This is a genomic window from Streptomyces sp. NPDC046862 (assembly GCF_040704615.1).
GTDB lineage: Bacteria > Actinomycetota > Actinomycetes > Streptomycetales > Streptomycetaceae > Streptomyces.
The window spans coordinates 1-18,323 of record NZ_JBEYXP010000001.1 but is presented as its reverse complement, the minus strand read 5'-3'; the positions used below and the strand labels follow the sequence as shown (position 1 = coordinate 18,323).

General features: G+C 70.8%; 16 protein-coding genes. 8 read left to right on the top strand and 8 right to left on the bottom strand.

What is annotated here, in order from left to right; translation table 11 throughout:
* Window positions 1–72 precede the first annotated feature (72 nt).
* From AB0959_RS00080 to AB0959_RS00070, 3 genes are all read right to left on the bottom strand, one after another.
* Window positions 73–1,293, bottom strand: coding sequence for an amidohydrolase (locus tag AB0959_RS00080; RefSeq protein ID WP_366823914.1), 1,221 nt, complete (start codon window positions 1,291–1,293; stop codon window positions 73–75).
* 185 nt (window positions 1,294–1,478) lie between these two features.
* Complete coding sequence (locus tag AB0959_RS00075; protein ID WP_366824252.1) at window positions 1,479–2,132, bottom strand: Uma2 family endonuclease; 654 nt, start codon at window positions 2,130–2,132, stop codon at window positions 1,479–1,481.
* Window positions 2,133–2,277: 145 nt separating this feature from the next.
* Window positions 2,278–2,790 (bottom strand): ATP-binding protein, encoded by a 513-nt coding sequence (locus AB0959_RS00070; RefSeq protein ID WP_366823913.1) that lies wholly within the window; start codon window positions 2,788–2,790, stop codon window positions 2,278–2,280.
* 189 nt (window positions 2,791–2,979) lie between these two features.
* Between AB0959_RS00070 and AB0959_RS00065 the strand changes: the two genes are divergently transcribed.
* Together AB0959_RS00065 and AB0959_RS00060 are read left to right on the top strand one after the other, a co-directional pair.
* Entirely contained in the window at window positions 2,980–3,834 is an 855-nt protein-coding gene (locus tag AB0959_RS00065; protein ID WP_366823912.1) for a helix-turn-helix transcriptional regulator, read from the top strand.
* A gap of 12 nt (window positions 3,835–3,846) precedes the next feature.
* Window positions 3,847–4,023: a DUF397 domain-containing protein gene (locus tag AB0959_RS00060; RefSeq protein WP_366823911.1), complete on the top strand. Its 177-nt coding sequence runs from the start codon at window positions 3,847–3,849 to the stop codon at window positions 4,021–4,023.
* 72 nt (window positions 4,024–4,095) lie between these two features.
* Here the strand turns inward: AB0959_RS00060 and AB0959_RS00055 are convergent, their stop codons facing one another.
* Window positions 4,096–5,289, bottom strand: coding sequence for a low temperature requirement protein A (locus AB0959_RS00055; RefSeq protein ID WP_366823910.1), 1,194 nt, complete (start codon window positions 5,287–5,289; stop codon window positions 4,096–4,098).
* A 219-nt stretch (window positions 5,290–5,508) separates the two neighbouring features.
* Here AB0959_RS00055 and AB0959_RS00050 point away from each other — a divergent pair, with 219 nt between their 5' ends.
* Together AB0959_RS00050 and AB0959_RS00045 are read left to right on the top strand one after the other, a co-directional pair.
* The gene (locus tag AB0959_RS00050) at window positions 5,509–5,958 is read left to right on the top strand and encodes a hypothetical protein (protein ID WP_366823909.1); all 450 of its coding nucleotides are present in this window, start codon (window positions 5,509–5,511) and stop codon (window positions 5,956–5,958) included.
* Window positions 5,955–7,988: an esterase-like activity of phytase family protein gene (locus AB0959_RS00045; RefSeq protein WP_366823908.1), complete on the top strand. Its 2,034-nt coding sequence runs from the start codon at window positions 5,955–5,957 to the stop codon at window positions 7,986–7,988. Before AB0959_RS00050 ends, AB0959_RS00045 begins: the two co-directional genes overlap by 4 nt.
* Window positions 7,989–8,037: 49 nt before the next feature.
* Here the strand turns inward: AB0959_RS00045 and AB0959_RS00040 are convergent, their stop codons facing one another.
* From AB0959_RS00040 to AB0959_RS00025, 4 genes are all read right to left on the bottom strand, one after another.
* A complete protein-coding gene (locus tag AB0959_RS00040) occupies window positions 8,038–9,132 on the bottom strand; it encodes a hypothetical protein (RefSeq protein WP_366823907.1) in 1,095 nt (364 codons plus the stop codon).
* Window positions 9,133–9,175: 43 nt separating this feature from the next.
* Window positions 9,176–10,123 (bottom strand): N-acetylneuraminate synthase family protein, encoded by a 948-nt coding sequence (locus AB0959_RS00035; RefSeq protein ID WP_366823906.1) that lies wholly within the window; start codon window positions 10,121–10,123, stop codon window positions 9,176–9,178.
* A 13-nt stretch (window positions 10,124–10,136) separates the two neighbouring features.
* Complete coding sequence (locus AB0959_RS00030; protein WP_366824251.1) at window positions 10,137–11,444, bottom strand: N-acylneuraminate cytidylyltransferase; 1,308 nt, start codon at window positions 11,442–11,444, stop codon at window positions 10,137–10,139.
* 476 nt (window positions 11,445–11,920) lie between these two features.
* Window positions 11,921–13,243: a DUF6716 putative glycosyltransferase gene (locus AB0959_RS00025; RefSeq protein ID WP_366823905.1), complete on the bottom strand. Its 1,323-nt coding sequence runs from the start codon at window positions 13,241–13,243 to the stop codon at window positions 11,921–11,923.
* A 198-nt stretch (window positions 13,244–13,441) separates the two neighbouring features.
* On the opposite strand from AB0959_RS00025, the gene AB0959_RS00020 reads away from it, so the two are divergent.
* The 4 genes from AB0959_RS00020 to AB0959_RS00005 all read left to right on the top strand — a co-directional run bounded on the left by AB0959_RS00020 (window position 13,442) and on the right by AB0959_RS00005 (window position 18,200).
* The gene (locus AB0959_RS00020) at window positions 13,442–14,419 is read left to right on the top strand and encodes a glycosyltransferase family 2 protein (RefSeq protein ID WP_366823904.1); all 978 of its coding nucleotides are present in this window, start codon (window positions 13,442–13,444) and stop codon (window positions 14,417–14,419) included.
* On the top strand, window positions 14,416–15,750 hold the full coding sequence (locus AB0959_RS00015) for an alpha-2,8-polysialyltransferase family protein (protein ID WP_366823903.1): 1,335 nt from the start codon (window positions 14,416–14,418) through the stop codon (window positions 15,748–15,750). Before AB0959_RS00020 ends, AB0959_RS00015 begins: the two co-directional genes overlap by 4 nt.
* 4 nt (window positions 15,751–15,754) lie before the next feature.
* Window positions 15,755–16,984, top strand: a complete 1,230-nt coding sequence (locus AB0959_RS00010; protein WP_366823902.1) for an acyltransferase family protein — start codon at window positions 15,755–15,757, stop codon at window positions 16,982–16,984.
* 289 nt (window positions 16,985–17,273) lie between these two features.
* Window positions 17,274–18,200 (top strand): class I SAM-dependent methyltransferase, encoded by a 927-nt coding sequence (locus AB0959_RS00005; RefSeq protein ID WP_366823901.1) that lies wholly within the window; start codon window positions 17,274–17,276, stop codon window positions 18,198–18,200.
* The last annotated feature ends 123 nt before the right edge of the window (window positions 18,201–18,323 follow it).

The window sequence follows — 18,323 nt, the reverse complement described above, 5'->3', positions numbered from 1 at the left end:
GAGGCGTAAGGCGGGAGGGGTGACGGCGGGCGCCGGTCGACGGCCGGTCACCCCTCCGGGCCCGGCTACCCGCTACCGCCCGGGGTCGAGAAGGGCGGCCGCGGTGAACAGCTCCACGCCGACCGTGATGGCGTGCTCGTCCGCGTCGAAGTCGCCCTGGTGCAGGTCGCGGACCCGGCGGTCGCCGGGCCGGCGGACGCCGAGACGGGCCATGGCACCCGGGACGTGCTCCAGGTACCAGGAGAAGTCCTCGCCGCCCAGGCTCTGGTCGGTGCTCTCGATGGACTGCGCGCCGCACCGCGAGGTCATGGCGTCCCGCAGCAGCTCGGTGACGACCGGGTCGTTGACGACCGGCGGGACGCCCCGGACGTAGTTGATCACGGACTTGGCCCGGTGGAGGGTGGCGATCTCGTCGATGGCGGCGTGCACCAGGTCGGGCGCCTGCCGCCAGGCCTCGAGGTCGAGGCAGCGAACGGTCCCGGAGAGCTCGGCGTGCTGCGGGATCACGTTGCAGGCGTGCCCGGACTCGATGCGCCCCCAGGTGACGGCGAGGCCGCTGCGGGCGTCGACGCGGCGGGCGATCACCGCGGGCACGTCGGCGGCGACGCGGGCGACGGCGGTGACGAGGTCGGTGGTGAGGTGGGGGCGGGCGGTGTGACCGCCTGGGCCGTCGAGCGCGACCTCCAGCCGGTCGCAGGCGGAGGTGATGGGCCCGTTGCGCAGCCCGATCCGTCCGGCGTCCACCCTCGGGTCGCAGTGGACGGCGATCATCCGCCCCACGCCCTCCAGCACACCGGACTCGATGGCGTCGGCGGCGCCGCCGGGCAGCACCTCCTCGGCCGGCTGGAAGAGCAGCCGTACGGGCCGGGGCAGCCGCCCCTGCCGGTGCAGCTCGGCGAGGACGAGGCCGGCGCCGAGGACGACGGTGGTGTGCACGTCGTGGCCGCACGCGTGCGCCCGGTCGGGCACGGTGGACCGGTAGGCGCAGTCGACCTTCGTGTCGGGGATCGGCAGAGCGTCGATGTCGGCCCGCAGGGCGAGCATGGGCCGCCCGCCGTCCCAGTCGCCGATGTCACACATGAGTCCGGTCCCGGCGTCGAGCACGCGTGGCGCGAGCCCCGCCTTCTCCAGGCGGGCCTTGATCGCCGCGGTCGTACGGAACTCCTGGTTGCCGAGCTCGGGGTGCATGTGAAGGTCGCGGCGGAAGGCCACGAGTTCCGTGCGCAGGGCATCCGTCAGGGTGCCGGGAAGCGACGCTTCCCCGGGCAGATCGGCCTCGGACTCTCGGGACATCAGTTGGTTCACCCTAAGAAGAGTAGGGCGATCGGGCCACTGCCTAACCCACGATCAACAAAATTTCAGCCTGTCAGGTAAGAAAATCTGGCCGGGTGGCGCATGGCGATCACGGGCGTTGGGTATATCTGAGCGCCTTTTCGGGCGGTGGGAGGCGGCGCCACGGCTCGCGGCCGCCAGGCCGCTCAGTCGGTCGCCTCATGTCCCTCGCTCGTCTCTCCGGCCTCCTCGGCGCTCTCCCCGTCCTCGGCACTCTCGGTGGGGACGGCGAACCCGGAGGTGTCCAGCTCGAAGTCGAAGGGTGCGGGTACGTGGAGGGGCCGCCCGAAGGGCACGTTCGTCCGGGAGCGGTAGCCCCTCGGCGACGGGTCCCAGAAGGCACTGATCTCCTGCACCTTCATGTCGAGCAGGAGATACACGGGGACCACGCGCCCGTAGGCGTCCAGCTTGTCGAGCCAGTCGACGTCCTTGGTGGAGTCGGAGGTCAGCTCGGCGACCAGGGAGAGGGCGGCGCCGTCGGCGTGACGGCCGTCGGCGTCGAAGGCGGATTCGTCGGCGACGTGCAGGTCGGGACCGAAGGCGCGCTCGGTCCCTGGGATGGAGAAGAGGAACGGCGCGACGTCGACGTCATGCCCTTCTGGCGCGTAAGGCTCCAACTGCCGCCGCAGGGACTTCATGACCCGCTTGTAACGCAGCTTCGACCACGGCGACACGACGATCTTCCCCCGGATGAGCTCGGCCTTGTAGCCGTCAGGTGTGTCCAGTTCCTCGATGGTCCGGAGCATGTCCTCGAAGGCTCCGGACCCGGATGCCTCTATGGCCGCCGGGCGCTCGATCATGGTGGTCACCGCGGTCCTCCGCTGGGTACAGGGCGTGTCACGGCTTCACGGTAGCGCCAGGAGAGACGCGCGGCCCGGCATGCGCCCTGCTGCACCCGTACGAGGTACCTGAGCGTGCCGGAGGCATCGTGAGCCCGGCGGCCGGTCACGCCGCGGCCTTCGCGTCCGCCACCGGCGGTGCCTGGAGTTCGAACCAGAGCAGCTTCCCGCCCCACCCGGACAGACCGTCACCGAGCAGGCACCCGCCCCACCGGTGGGCCCACTCGCGCACGAGAAGCAGCCCGCGCCCGCCGAGAGATCGCTCGTCCGGCTGGCCCACCAGGGCACCCGGCGAACCGCTACGGACGGGCGGCCTGTCGAACGGTGAGGGTACGTACGGGTCGGTGTCCCACACGGTGACCCGCACGCCGCTCCGGACCTCGCCGTCCAGCCCGTCAAGCCCGCGCAGCCGCAGGGCGGCGGGCCCTCTGGTGTGCTGGTACGCGTTGGTCACCAGCTCGGAGGCCAACAGCTCGGCGGTGTCGAGCAACTCCCCCATCCCGTACGCCGGGAGCACGGCCCGCAGGGTCATGCGGGCGATGCGCGGAGCGCGTGGGTCATGGGGCAGGTGCAGGGCGTAGGACCAGGCGGGGGTCGGTGACGGCGATACGGTGGCCATGAACGACTCCTTCGGGGAGGGGACTTGGACTGCTCGACGGCTTTCGGCCTATAGGGAGGGGCAGTTGGGCGACCGAGGAACACCGTAGGCGTAACGTGGACTGCATTCCATGAAAGACGGGGAATGCAGTCTCTGATTCCCGCATGTGGGTGACCTCTGAAGCATGCGTACGACTAGGAGAAGCCGCCGATGCCCCAGCCGAGCCCTCTGCCGACCGCCCGTCGGCGCCGCCTCGGTACCGAGCTCCGCAGACTGCGCGAGCGCACCGATCTGAGCGCCACACAGGCCGCCGCGCTGGTGGGCGCCACCCAATCCCGTATCAGCAACATCGAAGCGGGACGTTACGGAGTGAGCGCCGACCGCGTACGCACGCTGGCTCGGCACTACGACTGCACGGATGGTGAACTCGTAGACGCCCTAGCCGCGATGACCGGGGAGCGGCGGCGCGGCTGGTGGGAGGAGTACCGAGACATCCTCTCGCCCAGGATGCTGGACCTGACGGAAGTGGAGTACCACGCGACCGCCCTCCGCGTGGCTCACGTCATCAACATCCCCGGCTTGCTCCAGACTCCGGATCACGCGCGGGCGCTGTTCGCACAGACAGTCCCTCCGCTCAAGCCGCATGAGGTCGAACACCGGGTGTCGCACAGGGTGAAACGCCAGGAGGTACTGCACCGCGAGCAGCCGCCTCCGTACACCGCGACCATCCATGAGGCTGCCCTGCGCATGCGATTCGGCGACCGGGCCACGACCTGCGGCCAGTTGACACATCTCGTCGAGATGAGCGAACTGGACCACCTAACACTTCTGGTGGTGCCCTTCGACGCAGGCCCCTTCCACACGTCGGGCCAGGGCTTCGACTACTTCCACGGCCCCGTGCCCCAGCTCGACACAGTTCAGATCGATACCGACCACGGTGGTGAACTCATCGACTCACCAGCCCAGTTGGAGCGCTACCGCCTCGTACTGGACCGCATGTCGGCCGCCGCTCTGGACCCGGCGACGTCACGCGGCTTCATCGCCCGCCTGATCAAGGACCTGTAGAGGAGCCCGCACATGCACGAACTCCGTTGGCAGAAGTCGTCGTACAGCCAGGAGGCTTCAGCCTGCGTCTACGTCGCCACCGCCCCCGACACCACCCTCCACCTCCGCGAGAGCGACGAGCCGGACATCGTCCTCCACACGAGCCGCGCAGCGCTGGCGGCTCTCATAGCGGCCGTCAAGCGGTCCTGAAGAGAGTCGCTCAGCTCGCGGTAACTGCCGGCACCACCGACAGAGAGCCAGGGCCTCGCCGCGTATGAGGAGTCACTCCTCTCCCGTACGACCGGCCGCCCGCCCATGCAGCACCAGCACCCCCGGCACCACAGCCGCCAGCACCGCGACCGCCGCCAGCGCGGGCACCAGCGCCACCACCGGCCCCGCACACAACAGGACCAGCCCACCGACCAGAAGGGGCACGGATCGGCCTCCGCCCGTGCGGAGCAAGATGACCGCCGCCGCCAGCAGGAAGACGCCCACACCCCCCGTCAGCGCCCACGCCACCACCCCGTGCAGCGGCTCGGAGAGGTCGTAGTCCTTGGTGTCGGCGACCTGTTGGAGGGCCTTCTTCATGCCGAGGGCCGTGATCACGACGCCGGCGACGAGGGGGAGGTGGAGGAAGGTGTAGACGTCGCGGGCCAGGCGAGTGCGGTCGTCGCCGTCCAGGGCGGCCAGGTGGTGTTCGGCGGGCTCGGCGAGGCGCCGGAAGTACAGGCGCCACAGCCCCACGACGACGAGCAGGCCGGCCGTCGACGCCGCCAGGACCGGGGCCGTGACCGGGTAGACGCCGACGCCGACGCCGATCGCCACGATCGACTCGCCCAGCGCGATGATGACGATCAGGCCGTGGCGTTCGGCGAAGTGGCCCGGTGAGGCGACGCGCCAGCCCGAGGAGCCGGTGACGTAGATGCCGAGGTAGTCGATGAGTACGGCGCCCAGCCAGATGAGGATCTCCGTGAGGCCGGAGAAGGCGCTGCCGATGAGGAGCAGGACGAACGGCGGTGCCACCGAGAGCAGCGCGGTGCGGCGGATCGTGGTGTGCAGGGCCTGGTCGGCCGGGTCGGAGATCCAGTACGTGATCAGGTGCAGGATCCGGACGGCGCCGTAGCAGAGGACGAAGACGAGGGGCGCCGACAGGCCTCCGGGCGCGTCGGCGTAGACCTTGGGCACGGTCAGCGAGACGGCCAGGACCACCGCCATCACCGCGACCAGCACGCCGAACATCGCTCCGGAGTCGGCCCGCACGACATTGCCCAGCCAGGCGAAGCTGCACCAGCACCACCACAGCAGCGCCAGGACCACCATGCCGCCGAGCAGCCGCAGGGGGCCCGGGTCGGCCGCCATCAATGCCGTGACCTGAGTGATCGCATACACGAACACCAGGTCGAAGAACAGTTCCGCCGGTGTCACCCGGTGGCCGTCCTCCGTGGCCACCATCCGTCTGTGCTCGCTGCGCGCCATGGCTCCCCGTTCCCCCTCTTGGCCGAACCGTCCGGCCCCGCGCGGAACGATACCCGGGGGTTACCGAGGGTAGGCGGGCGTGCCCGAGCCGGGGCGCCGCGAACCGCGTCAGGTGGCGGCTCCCGCTTCTTCACTCAACTCCCTCTTGTTGACAGTATGTTGTGTGGGCTCTGAGGGCAGACGTGTGATGCGTCGGACGGACGGGCGGGGGAGATACACGTGGAGATCAGGTTCTGGGCCGAGGGCAGCGACCAGGACGGGGATCAGAGGCAGGACGTACGGTCACTCCACGAGTGGCTCAGGGACGATCGCGATCTGCGGCTCGGCGGGGTGCGGATCGAGGCCGTCGTGGCGGCCGCGCCGGGGCGGATGGGGATCGGACCCGAGGAGATCGGGGCCCTGTGTGGGGTGGTGTCCCTGGGCTTCCAGGTCGCGGACAGCGTTCGGGCGTGGCGTCAGGCTCGCCGCCCGACCAGCACCGTCATGGTCGCTGTTCGCGGTGGAGATCCGGGACAGGCGGAAGCGATCGAGGAGGCGCTGCGCGAGGCAGGGTTCCTTCCGCAGGACCGCGACGAGCCTCCCCCGTCCTCGGACGACGAGTCCGGTGGCGACGAGCCCGGCGACAGCAGAGGCAATGGAGACAGCGGCGGCGACGGAGACAGACCGTGACCGAGCCCGCCGTCCCCGCGGCCTCCGTCCCCGACCCCACCCCTGCGACACGGACCGCCGAAGCACCCCAGCGGCTCGACCCGGCCAGGTCGGTCTGCCTGCTGATCGGGGTCGACGCCTACAACGGCTCCGCGAATGACGGCCTGGAGAAGCTCAACAGCGTCAAGCACAACCTGGCCCGTCTCCGGGAGGTCTTCCTCGACCAGGACATCGGCGGGTTCCCCGAGGGCCGCGTCATCACCGTGCCCAACCCGGCCCAGGCGTCCGACATCACGGACGCCGTCGAAGAGGCCGGTACGCGTGCCGAGGACACGCTGATCGTGTACTACGCGGGTCATGGCCTGCTGGGCACCGATCAACGCCTGTATCTGACCCTGCCCAAGTCGCGACTCGGCCGTCCGGCGGGATGGATGGACACCCGCCACCTCCGGGGCGCGATCGAGCAGAGTTCCGCCCGGCGCGTCGTCCTCATCCTCGACTGCTGCTTCAGCGGCAAGTGGATCCAGGACGAGGGAGAGTCGTACTCCGCCCCGGACAGCGCGGAACTGGCGTTGAGCACCCTGACGCAACTCGACGCCGGCACGTACACGTTGGCGTCCACGGCACACAATCGGCTCTCCCACGCCCCCGACCCGGAGAACTGCTCAGCGTTCACCGGGGCCCTGGTCGACGTCCTCGGCAAGGGCGACACCAAGAGCGGCGAGGTGCTCACCCTGGGCGAGGTGTTCCGGCTCGTCAAGAAGACGATGAGCACCATGAGCCTGCCGGAGCGCCAGGAACCACGCGCCAAGGACGAGAACGGGCTCTCGACCCTCGGCTTCGTACGCAACGCGGCGAAACGTCCCCTCCCAGAGCCCGCTCCCCTGCCCGAGCCCGCCCCGGCCCTGCCGCCCGGGCGCCTCCGCCGAAGGCTGCTGGTGACGCTCGCCGCGGGGCTCGCCGTCGGCGTCGCCCTCGGTTTCGCGGCACCGCCCACCTGGGACCGCCTGCACCCGCCCGCGCACCAGAAGGCCCGCGGCGACTGCTCGTCCCGGGCCGCCCTGCTCGACCACTCCGACGCACTCGACAAGCAGGAGGTCGACAACGAACCGGTCACCGGTCTGTCGGGCCTGGCCTTCGCTCCCGGCCGCCACGGCACGGCGTACGCGATCGCCGACAACGAACCGGGGCGGATCTTCCCCGTCGACATCGGCACGCCCGAAGCCCTGAGGCCGCGGGCCCAGAGGGCCACGACCCTGCGGACGGCGAACGGCGGCGACTTCGGCCGGTGGTTCGACGGGGAGGCACTCGCCGTGGAGAAGGGAGGGAAGACAGCGCTCGTGGCCGCGGAGACGGGACCCGCGATCCGCCGGTTCAACCTCACGACCGGCCGTCAGGTAGGGCCCGACCTTCCCCTGCCCAAAGATTTCCGCACCTGGCCCGACGGCGGCGCCGTGGCGGGCCGCACCATCGAGTCGCTCGCCCTCACACCGAGCGGCAAGCACCTGTACGTGGGGCTTGAGTCACCGCTCGCGCAGGACGGCGACGACCGGGGTGAGGGCCTCCTGCGCATCCAGCGCTACACCGGCACCCCCGGTGGTGACTACGTCCCGGACCGCCAGTACGCCTACCGCACCGACGAGGGGCTGAGCCTGGTGGAACTGGTGGCGGTGGACGACGACCGGCTCCTCGCACTGGAGCGGCAGTACGCGGTGGGCCTGGGCAACGCGATACGGGTCAAGGACCTCTCGCTGCCTCCCACGGCCGTGGACGTTACGGGGACGAAGTCGCTGTACGACCTGGCCGCCGATGTCTTCGTGCCGCACTCGCTGCTGTTCGACCTCCGCGAGTGCCCCGCGGGCAGTCCCGGTGAGGTGACGCTCAAGGGGACGCAGCCCAACCCGCTGCTGGGCAACGTCGAGGGCATGGCACTGGGCGGCACGCTGGGCGACGGCCCGTACCGGGGGCGGCGTTCCCTGCTGATGGTGGTCGACGACAACCGCAGCGAACAGCAGATCACCCGCTTCTACTCGCTCGCCGTGCGGCTCTGAAAGACCACCGGGGTCACCGGGGCCACCGTCGTCACCGGGGCCGCCGGCGCTACGCCGTCCTCACCACCGACACCGCCGACAACCGGTGCACGTCCCGCGCCGTCCCCGTCACCCCCGACAGGAACCCCTGCGCGCGCGGTGAGGCGTTCTCCGTCAGCCAGGTCGGGTCGATGTCGCAGACCGCGACCTTGACCTCCGTGCCCGCCAGAGCCAGCGGCAGGGTGTGGACGACCGTCGACGGGAAGCTGAGGATCGTGCGGCCGATGGGGCCGCGGCGGGCGATCAGCTCCAGGGGGAGGTCCGGGCGGACCACCTCAAGGCCGGTCTCCTGGACCAGCCGGTGGAGCTTGTCGGAGCTCTCGCGGCGGTGGGCGAAGTAGCGGGTCGCACCGTGTGCACGGGCGAGGGTGCCGACCGCCTGCAGATAGCGGTCGCCGTCCACGACGCCCGTCTCCACCAGGGACGTGCCGACCAGGTCGGAGCCCTTGGTGATGCGCGGCGGGCCGAAGCGGGCGCGGGTCCAGGCGAAGTCGTTCGCCGTCACCGTGACGCCGTCGGGGGTCTCCTCGATCGGCATGGAGGAGAAGACCTCCACGTGCCGGTCCCCGCCGGGGGTGAGGCGATGGCGGGCCTTGGAGGAGACCGGGGCGAAGAGCAGGTCGCGCGGGCCGGGGCGGCCGCCCTTGCGGTGCCAGCGGACCAGGCGTTCACCGCGGGCGAGCTGGGAGACGAACTCCATGGTGGCGGTGCCGTCGTCCACGACCACCAGCTCGTTGGCCCGGGTGATGGTCAGCAGGAGTTGTACGTAGCGGGAGAACGGGTCGCCCATGACGACCCGGCTCGCTCTGCGGAGCATCGGGGCCAGGCCCGCGATGGTGTGGAACGGGGCCGTCGTGCCGCCCCGCGCCTCCTCCCACCGCACCTGGTACCCCTCGTCCCGCGCCAGCTCCGTCATACGGCGCAACTGGCCCCGGGTCATGGGGTCGTTGGGTGAGAGGACGACAAGGGTGAGCCCCGCGCCGGTTCCTCCACCGGCGTCCCGGAGCGCATGGGCATGCGCCCACTCCAGCACGTTCAGAAGCTGTACCGGACTCTCGACGAAGGCGAGAGTGTGGGGGCCGGCGGTTCCGGCGCGGGGGCTCATCGACGTTCTACCGTCGCTTCCCTTGAGGTGGGGGTGGAGGGGATCAGACCGCGACCGGCTCGCCGGCGGCGGCGGCGATCTCCGCCTCGGCGACGACGCCCTGGACGCGGCGCAGCTTCTTCATCGGGCCGAGCTCGGAGTCGTACACCTTCTTGACGCCGTCACCGAGGGACGCCTCGATGGTGCGGATGTCACGGACGAGGCGCGTGAGGCCCTGCGGCTCCACGGAGGCGGCCTGGTCGGAGCCCCACATGGCGCGGTCGAGGGTGATGTGGCGCTCGACGAAGGTGGCGCCGAGGGCGACCGCGGCGAGCGTGGTCTGCAGGCCCGTCTCGTGGCCGGAGTAACCGATCGGGACGTTCGGGAACTCGGCCTGGAGGGTGTTGATGACGCGGAGGTTGAGCTCCTCGGCCTTCGCCGGGTACGTCGAAGTGGCGTGGCAGAGAAGGATGTTTTCGCTGCCCAGGACCTCGACCGCGTGGCGGATCTGCTTCGGGGTCGACATGCCGGAGGACAGGATGACCGTGCGGCCCGTCGCGCGCAGGGCGCGCAGCAGCTCGTCGTCCGTCAGGGAGGCGGAGGCGACCTTGTGGGCGGGGACGTCGAACTTCTCCAGGAAGGCGACGGCCTCGGTGTCCCACGGGGAGGCGAACCAGTCGATGTTCTTGGTCTTGCAGTACTCGTCGATCTGGCGGTACTCGTCCTCACCGAACTCCACGCGGTGGCGGTAGTCGATGTAGGTCATGCGGCCCCAGGGGGTGTCGCGCTCGATGTCCCACTGGTCGCGCGGGGTGCAGATCTCCGGGGTGCGCTTCTGGAACTTGACCGCGTCGCAGCCGGCCTCGGCGGCCGCGTCGATCAGCTTGAACGCGTTCTCGAGTTCGCCGTTGTGGTTGATGCCGATCTCGCCGCAGACGTAGACGGGCTGGCCGGGACCGGCGGTACGCGAACCGAACGCGCGGAGACGGGAGATGGAGCTGACAGAGCTCATGACGATCTGTTCCTTACTTGGTGAGAGGGTCGAGAGAGTCGAGAGAGGGTCCGAGAATCCAGCTGGCGATCTCTCGGATCGCGCCGTCGCCACCGGGGACGGTGGTGACCGCGCGTGCGGCGCCGCGCACGACGTCGTGGGCGCTGCCGACCGCCACGGGCCAGCCCACGAGGGCGAAGCACGGGAGGTCGTTGACGTCGTTGCCGACGTAGAGCACGCGCTCTGGCGCGATGCCCTGCTCCTCGCACCACTGCTTCAGTGCGAGGTCCTTGCGGTCGATGCCGTGGAGGACCGGGATCTTGAGCTTCCGGGCCCGGGCGGCGACCACAGGGTTCTGTTCCGTGGACAGGATCAGCATCTGGAGGCCGCTCCTGCGGAGGGCCGCGATGCCGAGTCCGTCCCCGCGGTGCACGGAGACGAACTCCCGTCCGTCGGAGTCGATCAGCACCCGGTCGTCGGTCTGGGTGCCGTCGAAGTCGAGGACGACCGCGTCGATGTCGTCGGCGGTCGGGAGGGCGCCGGGGCGGTCCGCGTCGAAGAGCGGCGCGAGTGCCTGGGCGCGGGCGAGGTCGTGCGGGTCGTCGATCTCCAGGACCCGCGCGGGGTCGGTGCGGACGAGTTCCGTGTGGCCGAAGAAGCGGTGCTGGTGCTTGCGCAGGCCGACCGCGTCCATGGCGTACGCGGCGCCGGTCTCCAGCAGGTCCTGCGGGCGGTCCTGGCGGCGGGGGCGGAACGACTTGTCGTGGTTGACGCCGTAGCCGCCGTCCGTGTCCGTGGGCCGGGTGACCGTCGTCGTGCCGCCCACGGCTCCCGTGCGGGCGGGCTCGACGACCGAGGGCTCGTCCGCCGTGTCCCGCCAGATGAACCCGTGGAAGGGCGCGACGGTGAGGGCGGTGTCGGCGCCGTGCTCCACGACCGCCCGCGCGACCCCGTCGACGTCCTCGCGGAGGATGAACGGGCTGGTGCACTGGACGAGCAGGACGACGTCGACCGGCGAGCCGTGGAGCGCCTCATGGGCGTCCATGGCGTGCAGGACCGCGGCCTCGGAGGTCGCGGTGTCGCCCGCGATGGCGGCGGGGCGCAGCACGACCTCGGCGCCGGCCTCGCGGGCGGCGGCCGCGATGGCGTGGTCGTCGGTGGAGACCACGACGTCCGTCACCAGCCGGGCGGCCAGGCACTCGCGCACCGTGCGGGCGACCAGCGGGACGCCGCCGACCGGGGCGAGGTTCTTCGCGGGGACGCCCTTGGAGCCGCCGCGCGCGGGAATCACGGCGAGCACGCGGCGTACCGAAGCCGCTTGGCCCGCTTCCGAGTTGGGCATGGCATGTACTCCTTGCGAGGGGATCAGGGGGTGCGCGGCTGGCCCGTCAGCGGTGTGGGCCGCGGTGCCGTCAGCGGCATCGGCCGCGGGCAGGCCGGGCGCGGGCAGCGCCTGGGCCGTGCGGTCGGCCCGCTCGGCCGCCGCCTCGGCCGTAGCCGTACGGTCCGCCCGCTCGGCCATCGCCTCGGCCGCGGTCGCGGGCCGCCCGCCCGCAGGACCGGTCGCAGGCAGCCCGGCCACCTCGGCCGGAGCCGTACGGTCAGCTCGCTCGGCCGCCGCCTCGGCCGCAACCGTGCAATCGGCCCGCTCGGCCGCCGCCTCGGCACCGGCTCCGGCCCCAGTCGCGGCCTGCGGGGCAGCGACCCTGGCCGCGCTGATGGCGCGGGCGACCGCTGTCTCGGCCGCGTCGGCGGCGGGCGCGCCCACCGTGTCGGCCGGCGCTTCGGCGGCGGACACCCCCAGCATCTCGGCCGTGCTCACAGCTCCCCCATCCGCCGGATGACGGGCGCGACCCGCTGCACTCCGTGCCGGTACGCGCCCCGTGCCGCCCGGCGCACGATCTGCCGTACGGGGCTGGGCTCCTTGTCGGCGGCCGGGGCGCCGGGCAGTGGGGCGCCGTCCGGGCCGAGGTGGTGGCGGGCGAGGATGCCGGGCAGGTAGCCGGGCGCGGTGACGGGCGTGTAGTACGGGTTGAGGGGCGGGAGCTGCGCGGCGAGCAGCTTGGCGATGCGTTCGCGTGCCGCGTCGAAGGCCGTCTCGTACGAGCCGTAGGCAGCGACTCCCTGGCGGGTGACCCACGCGGCGTCGGCCGTCGGCTCGTGCCCGGCGTCGAGCTGGTCCCAGGAGGCGAGGCAGCCGGAGCCCACGAAGTGGTGGTTGCCCAGCGTCTCGCGGATCCCCAGGTCGGTGAGGACCACGGTGGGGATACGGCGGTGCAGGGACTCCAGGGCGGCCGTGGAACTGATCGTGACCAGCAGGTCGGTCCGGTCGAGGACCTCGCCCATGTTGCCGTAGACGAGGCGGAAGTTGGGCGGCAGGTCGATCCGCTGGGCCAGCTTCTGGTACGGCAACTCTTCGATGTGGGTGGTGTGTTCACCGGGCTTGGAGCGCAGCTTCAGTAACACCTCGCGCTCCGGGTGCAGCCTGGCGTGCTGGACCAGCCGGTTCAGCAGGTACGTGCGGTCCTTGCGGCTGTCGGGCACGGAGGGCTGGGCGGCGAAGACGACCGTGTAGGGGTCGTGCTTGGCGTAGGGGGCGCCGCCGAGGAACGGCAGGGCCACCTCGGTCACCGACGTGGCGTCGGCGCCCACTCCCTCGTACACGTCCCGGAAACGGTCCGCGTCCTGACGGGAGTTGGCGAGGACGAGGTCCGCGCCGTGCCGCAGCAGCAGGCCGTCGGCGAGCTTCTCGTAGACGACACCGACGTAGCCGGTGACGACCACGGGCCGCCGGGTGCGCGCGCCCCAGGCGCTCCTGAGCCCGTGCAGCATCGCCTGCACACCGCCCCCGACGAGGGCGAGCACGACGATGTCGTACGGCTGCTCCTCCTCACCGTCCTGCGCGCCCATCGCCCGCAGGAACTCGACGCCGGTGACCTCGCGGAGCGAGTTCGCACGAACGCCGACTTCCTCGAGCTGGCGGGCCGTGGGAGTGGCACGGCCGCGCAGGAGGTAACCGTCCAGACGAATGTCCGAATTCTCCGGGACGATGCGGTTCGCGGTGAGCGCGCCCCATTTCCACCGGGTATCGGAATCCGCCAGGACGGCGATCCGCAGGGACTTCCTGGTACTTGCTGGCACGCCCAAGACGCTAGGAAGCCATTTCGCCCCGCGGCCCAACCAGAATCCAACAAACGGTTAACAGCACGTCGACGAATGGCGAATCAGGCCACGAACGGCGCGGAATAGCGCCTGGTTCACGGTACCGCCACGCGTCGTTCACCTGGTATCAAGCAGGGAGTCAAGACGAATGCCGGGCCGCCCTCTAGCGTCACTCACGTGGTCAAGCTCTCCGTCATCGTGCCGTTCTACAACGTGCAGCAATACGCGCCCGACACCCTGAAGAGTCTCAGCGCCAACGCGCGCGACGACTTCGAATTCATTCTCGTCGACGACTGCTCTCGCGACGAGACCCCGGACATTCTCGCGCGCGCGGAGCGCGAGCTGCCGGGCGCGGTGTATGTCAGACACGAGAAGAACGGGGGACTGGCGACCGCCCGCAACACCGGGATCGACAAGGCGCGTGGCGAGTACCTCACGTTCCTCGACGGGGACGACTGGCTCGCCCCCGGTTACTACCCGCAGCTCCTCGCCGCGATCGAGGACCTGGGCGTCGACTTCGTGCGCACGGACCACGTCCAGTGCACCGCGCGGGCGCGCTCCATCCACCGGGTGCCGCACGGCCGGCGGGGGGTCGTCCTGCGCCCGCGGGACATCATCCTGCCCGCCGACCGGTCCACGACCGTCGACTACGCGTACGCGTGGGCGGGCATCTACCACCGCCGGCTGGTCGACCGCGGGCTGCTGCACTTCACGGACGGCCTGCGCACCGCGGAGGACCGGCCGTGGATCTGGAAGCTGCACCGCGAGGCGGAGTCCATGGCCGTGGTGGGGCTCCTCGGCGTCTACTACCGGCGCGGGGTGGCGTCCTCGCTCACCCAGATCGGGGACGTGCGGCAGCTCGACTTCATTCGCGCGTTCGACCAGGTCATCACGGAAACCGCCGCCGACCCGGACGCGTCGAAGCTCCTCCCGAAGGCCGTGCGCACGTATTGCGCGATCATTTCCCACCACCTGGGATCCATTGAAAGGTTCGAGCCACAAGTGGCACGGAAACTGAAGGCGATGAGCGCCGGTGCGCTGCGGCGCATGCCGCAGGACGTGCTGGACGAGGCCCTCGACTCCATGGACGTCCAGCGCGCGACCCGGCTGCGCAGGCTGCGCCGCCGTCCCGCCGGCGCGGGGGTGGCCGCGTGACCACGCAGATCTTCCTCGCCTCCACCCTGTACGGCACGGCCACGCTCGCCGCCGCGCTGGACAGCGACTGTTTCGGACCCGCGGACCGGCGGATCCTGCTGGTGTCGAACAACGCGGCGACGCCGGAGACCACGCCCGCGCCGGACGAGATGCCCGGCTTCGATCGGCTGCGCGCCCGGTTCGACGACGTGATCTCGTGGAACGAGACCATCTCCCCCTTCCACCCCGGCGGCTGGCAGCCGCGCCAGGACGACGCCCCGCTGTGGGAGCGCCACCTGCGGCTCGCCTGGAACCTGGGCGACGACGACATCGAGCTGGCCGTGGAGTCCATCCAGGTGCACCCGGCGCTCGGCATCGCGCAGATCTTCATGGGCGCGCCCGTCACCGTGTACGCGGACGGTCTGATGAGTTACGGCCCCACCCGTAACAAGATCGACCCGCTGGTCGGCACCCGCGTGACCCGGCTGCTCCACCTTGACCTCGTACCGGGTCTGAAGCCGCTGCTGCTCACCGAGTTCGGGGTCGAGCCCGAGATCGTGGCCACGGACGCGTTCTCCAAGGTGCTCGCCGAACTGGAGGACACGGGCGACGCGCTGCCCGCCGTCGAGGAACCCGCCCTGCTGCTGGGCCAGTACCTCTCCGCGCTCGGCATCCTCACCGCCGAGGAGGAGGAGGACCTGCACGTACGGATGGTGAAGGGCGCCGTCGAACTCGGGCACACCCGCGTGGTGTTCAAGCCCCACCCGAGCGCCCCGGCCCGCTGGTCCCGCCACCTGGAGAAGGAGGCGGAGAAGCTCGGCGCCGAGCTGACGGTGGTCGACACACCGGTCCTCGCCGAGGTTCTCTACCAGCGGATGCGGCCCGCCCTGGTCGTCGGTTGCTTCTCCACGGCACTGCTCACCGCGTCCGCGCTGTACGGCCTGCCGGTCGCCCGCCTCGGCACGGAGACCCTGCTGGAGCGCCTGACGCCGTACGAGAACAGCAACCGCGTCCCCGTCACCATCGTGGACGCCCTGCTGCCGGAGCTGACGGACCGCAAGGCCGTGACCGAGCAGCGGCAGGGGCTCGACGCGAAGGAGCTGACCGGTCTCGTACGGGCCGTCGGTTACGCGATGCAGCCGAAGATCTACCCGGATCTGCGCCCCTCGGTGGAGCGCTATCTGACGAACCATCTGAACCAGCACACCTGGCGCTACTTCAAGCGCCGCCGTCTCACCTCGCTGGCCCTGCCGGGCGCGGTCCCGGCCCAGCTGGCGTTCATTCCCCGTAACGCGACGGTGCGCAGAGTCGCCCGCCGCGCCCGTTCATTGAAGAGGGCAGCGCTCGGTTGATGTGATGAATTTCCCTGCGAAGACAGCACCCCCCACCACGTCCTCACAGGAAACGACCCCTCCAGGAGCAGCCCGGCCGGGTATCCGGCCGGGCGACCCCTCGCGCAGAGCGGGACCCGCGGGATCGGCAGGACCGGACGCGGTCCTCGTCCCGCCCCGCACCGTCCGCCGGGCCCCCGCCCCACGCCTGCGCGCGCTCGACGGGCTCCGGCTGATCGCCGCGCTGATGGTCGCCGCGTACCACTACGGCGGCCGTGACGGCGAGATATCCGAGGCCTGGGGCAGCTCGTCCAAACAGCAGTTCCCCACACTGCACGAATGGTTCGCCTACGGCTGTCTGGGCGTGCAGATCTTCTTCGTGATCAGCGGCTTCGTGATCTGCATGAGCGGCTGGGGCCGCCCTCTGCGGTCCTTCTTCATCTCCCGCGCCTCGCGGCTGCTGCCCGCGTACTGGGCGGCGGTGATCCTGGTGACGGTGGTGTTCGCACTGCCGGCGGTCGCGTACAAGGCGGTGTCGCCGAGCGACGCACTGGTGAACATGACGATGCTGCAGCAACCCCTGGGCGTGGACCGGGTGCTGGGCGTCTGCTGGACGCTGTGGGCGGAGGTCCGCTTCTACGCGCTGTTCGCCCTGTGCGTCGTCCTGCCGGGTGCGAGCCGCAAACGCGTGATCATGTTCTGTGCGTGCTGGACCCTCGCGGCGGCCATCGCCCAGTCGGCGAACGAGCCCCTCCTGGACGTCGTGCTGATGCCGGAGTACGCGCCGTTCTTCATCGGCGGGATCGGCCTCTACCTGGTCCACCGCGACCGGCGCGACGCGTACGCGTGGGGCATCGTGGTGGTGAGCTGGCTGATCGGCCAGCACCACGCGGTCCGGGGGCTGTGGCACTCGCCGAACGCGGACTTCTTCTCCTTCCGCACCTCGTACGGCATCGTCCTCGTCGTCACGCTGGGCTTCCTGGCGGTGGCCGCGATCGCGCTCGGCTGGCTGAACCGGATCAACTGGCCCTGGCTCACGGTGGCGGGCGCCCTGACGTACCCCTTCTACCTGGTCCACGAACACCTGGGCTGGGTCCTGGTGGACGTCCTGCACCAGGACCTCGGCCTGTCGTCGGGCGCCACCCTCGGGCTCACCCTGACCGGGATGCTGGTGCTCGCGTGGGCGCTGCACCGCGGGGTCGAGGTGCGGCTGGGGCCGTTCCTGCGGAGATCACTCGACCGCAGTCGCCTCTAGCCTCGAGCCTCCAGGAGCGGCCGGGCGGTATTCCCCGGTGATTCGCGGGCCGGCGTGGCCGATCACCGGGGAATCGATCATCAGAGAATCGATCATCGGTGAATCACTGGGAATTACCGGTGAATTATCCGGGAATTCATCTCCCCCGCCGTTTGGAAAAGCTCCCCAGGGTGAGTAGCGCAGCATTCCTTGACCGCACCACAGGGGTCTCATAGGTTCCAACAACTGTTCGGTCCCGCGCCAAGTTACGTCAGCACGTCACGCCCACGCGAGAGAGTGTCTTCTCCCCATGACCGTTGCACCCGGCACGACCCGACCGCCCCGTGAACTCGCCGACGTCCCCGGCTGGTTCCCCGTACTCGACCAACTGCTCTTCACCTGGCTCCTGGACCGGCAGGAGCGCCGCGAAACACACGGAGACCTCCTCGAAATCGGCGTGTACATGGGCAAGAGCGCGATCCTCCTGGGGCAGCACCGGCAGGAGGGCGAGCAGTACACCGTGTGCGACCTCTTCGAGGGCGACGCACCGGACGACGCCAACCGGGCCGAGGCGAACAAGTCGTACTCCAAGCTGACCCGGCAGATCTTCGAGGAGAACTACCTCTCCTTCCACGACGAGCTGCCGCGTGTCCTCCAGGGCCCCAGCTCGATCGTCCCGGACGAGATCAAGCCCCGCTCCTGCCGTTTCGCCCACATAGACGGCTCGCATCTGTACGAGCACGTGTACGGGGACATCGGCGCCGCCCACGACGCGCTGCTCCCCGAGGGCGTCGTGGTCCTGGACGACTTCCGCTCCGAGCACACGCCCGGAGTGTCCATCGCGACGTGGGAGGCGGTGCTCAACCGCGGGCTGCGGCCCATCTGCCTGACCACCCAGAAGCTGTACGGCACGTGGGACGACCCGGAGCCGGTGCAGGAGGAGTTGCTGGCCATGCTGCGGGAGCGGGACGACTGCCACCTGAGCGTCCAGCAGGCGGCGGGCAACCGCATCATCCGGCTCAAGTCCAAGGGGATGTCGGCGCCGGTGTTCCCGCACTCGCGCCACTGGACGGAGCCGGAGCCCAAGCCGGCTCCGGCCGCCGCCGCGGCGCCCGCCGCCCGGCCCGCGCCCGCCCCGCGTCCCCGGCCGCGCCGCAGCCCCGCGCGGCGGCTGGCCGTGGACCTGCTCCCGCCGGTCGTGACCCGGGCGATACGCCGGGCGCGGGCGGGTCGCTGACCGGCCGCTGACCGGCCGCTGACCGCGCGGGTTTTCCTCGCCCCCGCCGCCCCTACCCGTGCCCTCCCCGGGGCTCCGCCCCGGACCCCGCTCCTCAAACGCCGGGGGGGGGGGTAAACACAG

Coding starts and splice junctions, on each gene's coding strand:
- AB0959_RS00005 (WP_366823901.1), top strand. CDS start 17,274: ATGACCGTTGCACCCGGCACGACCCGACCGCCCCGTGAACTCGCCGAC.
- AB0959_RS00010 (WP_366823902.1), top strand. CDS start 15,755: ATGAATTTCCCTGCGAAGACAGCACCCCCCACCACGTCCTCACAGGAA.
- AB0959_RS00080 (WP_366823914.1), bottom strand. CDS start 1,293: ATGTCCCGAGAGTCCGAGGCCGATCTGCCCGGGGAAGCGTCGCTTCCC.
- AB0959_RS00040 (WP_366823907.1), bottom strand. CDS start 9,132: ATGAGCCCCCGCGCCGGAACCGCCGGCCCCCACACTCTCGCCTTCGTC.
- AB0959_RS00060 (WP_366823911.1), top strand. CDS start 3,847: ATGCACGAACTCCGTTGGCAGAAGTCGTCGTACAGCCAGGAGGCTTCA.
- AB0959_RS00035 (WP_366823906.1), bottom strand. CDS start 10,123: ATGAGCTCTGTCAGCTCCATCTCCCGTCTCCGCGCGTTCGGTTCGCGT.
- AB0959_RS00065 (WP_366823912.1), top strand. CDS start 2,980: ATGCCCCAGCCGAGCCCTCTGCCGACCGCCCGTCGGCGCCGCCTCGGT.
- AB0959_RS00075 (WP_366824252.1), bottom strand. CDS start 2,132: ATGATCGAGCGCCCGGCGGCCATAGAGGCATCCGGGTCCGGAGCCTTC.
- AB0959_RS00070 (WP_366823913.1), bottom strand. CDS start 2,790: ATGGCCACCGTATCGCCGTCACCGACCCCCGCCTGGTCCTACGCCCTG.
- AB0959_RS00030 (WP_366824251.1), bottom strand. CDS start 11,444: ATGCCCAACTCGGAAGCGGGCCAAGCGGCTTCGGTACGCCGCGTGCTC.
- AB0959_RS00055 (WP_366823910.1), bottom strand. CDS start 5,289: ATGGCGCGCAGCGAGCACAGACGGATGGTGGCCACGGAGGACGGCCAC.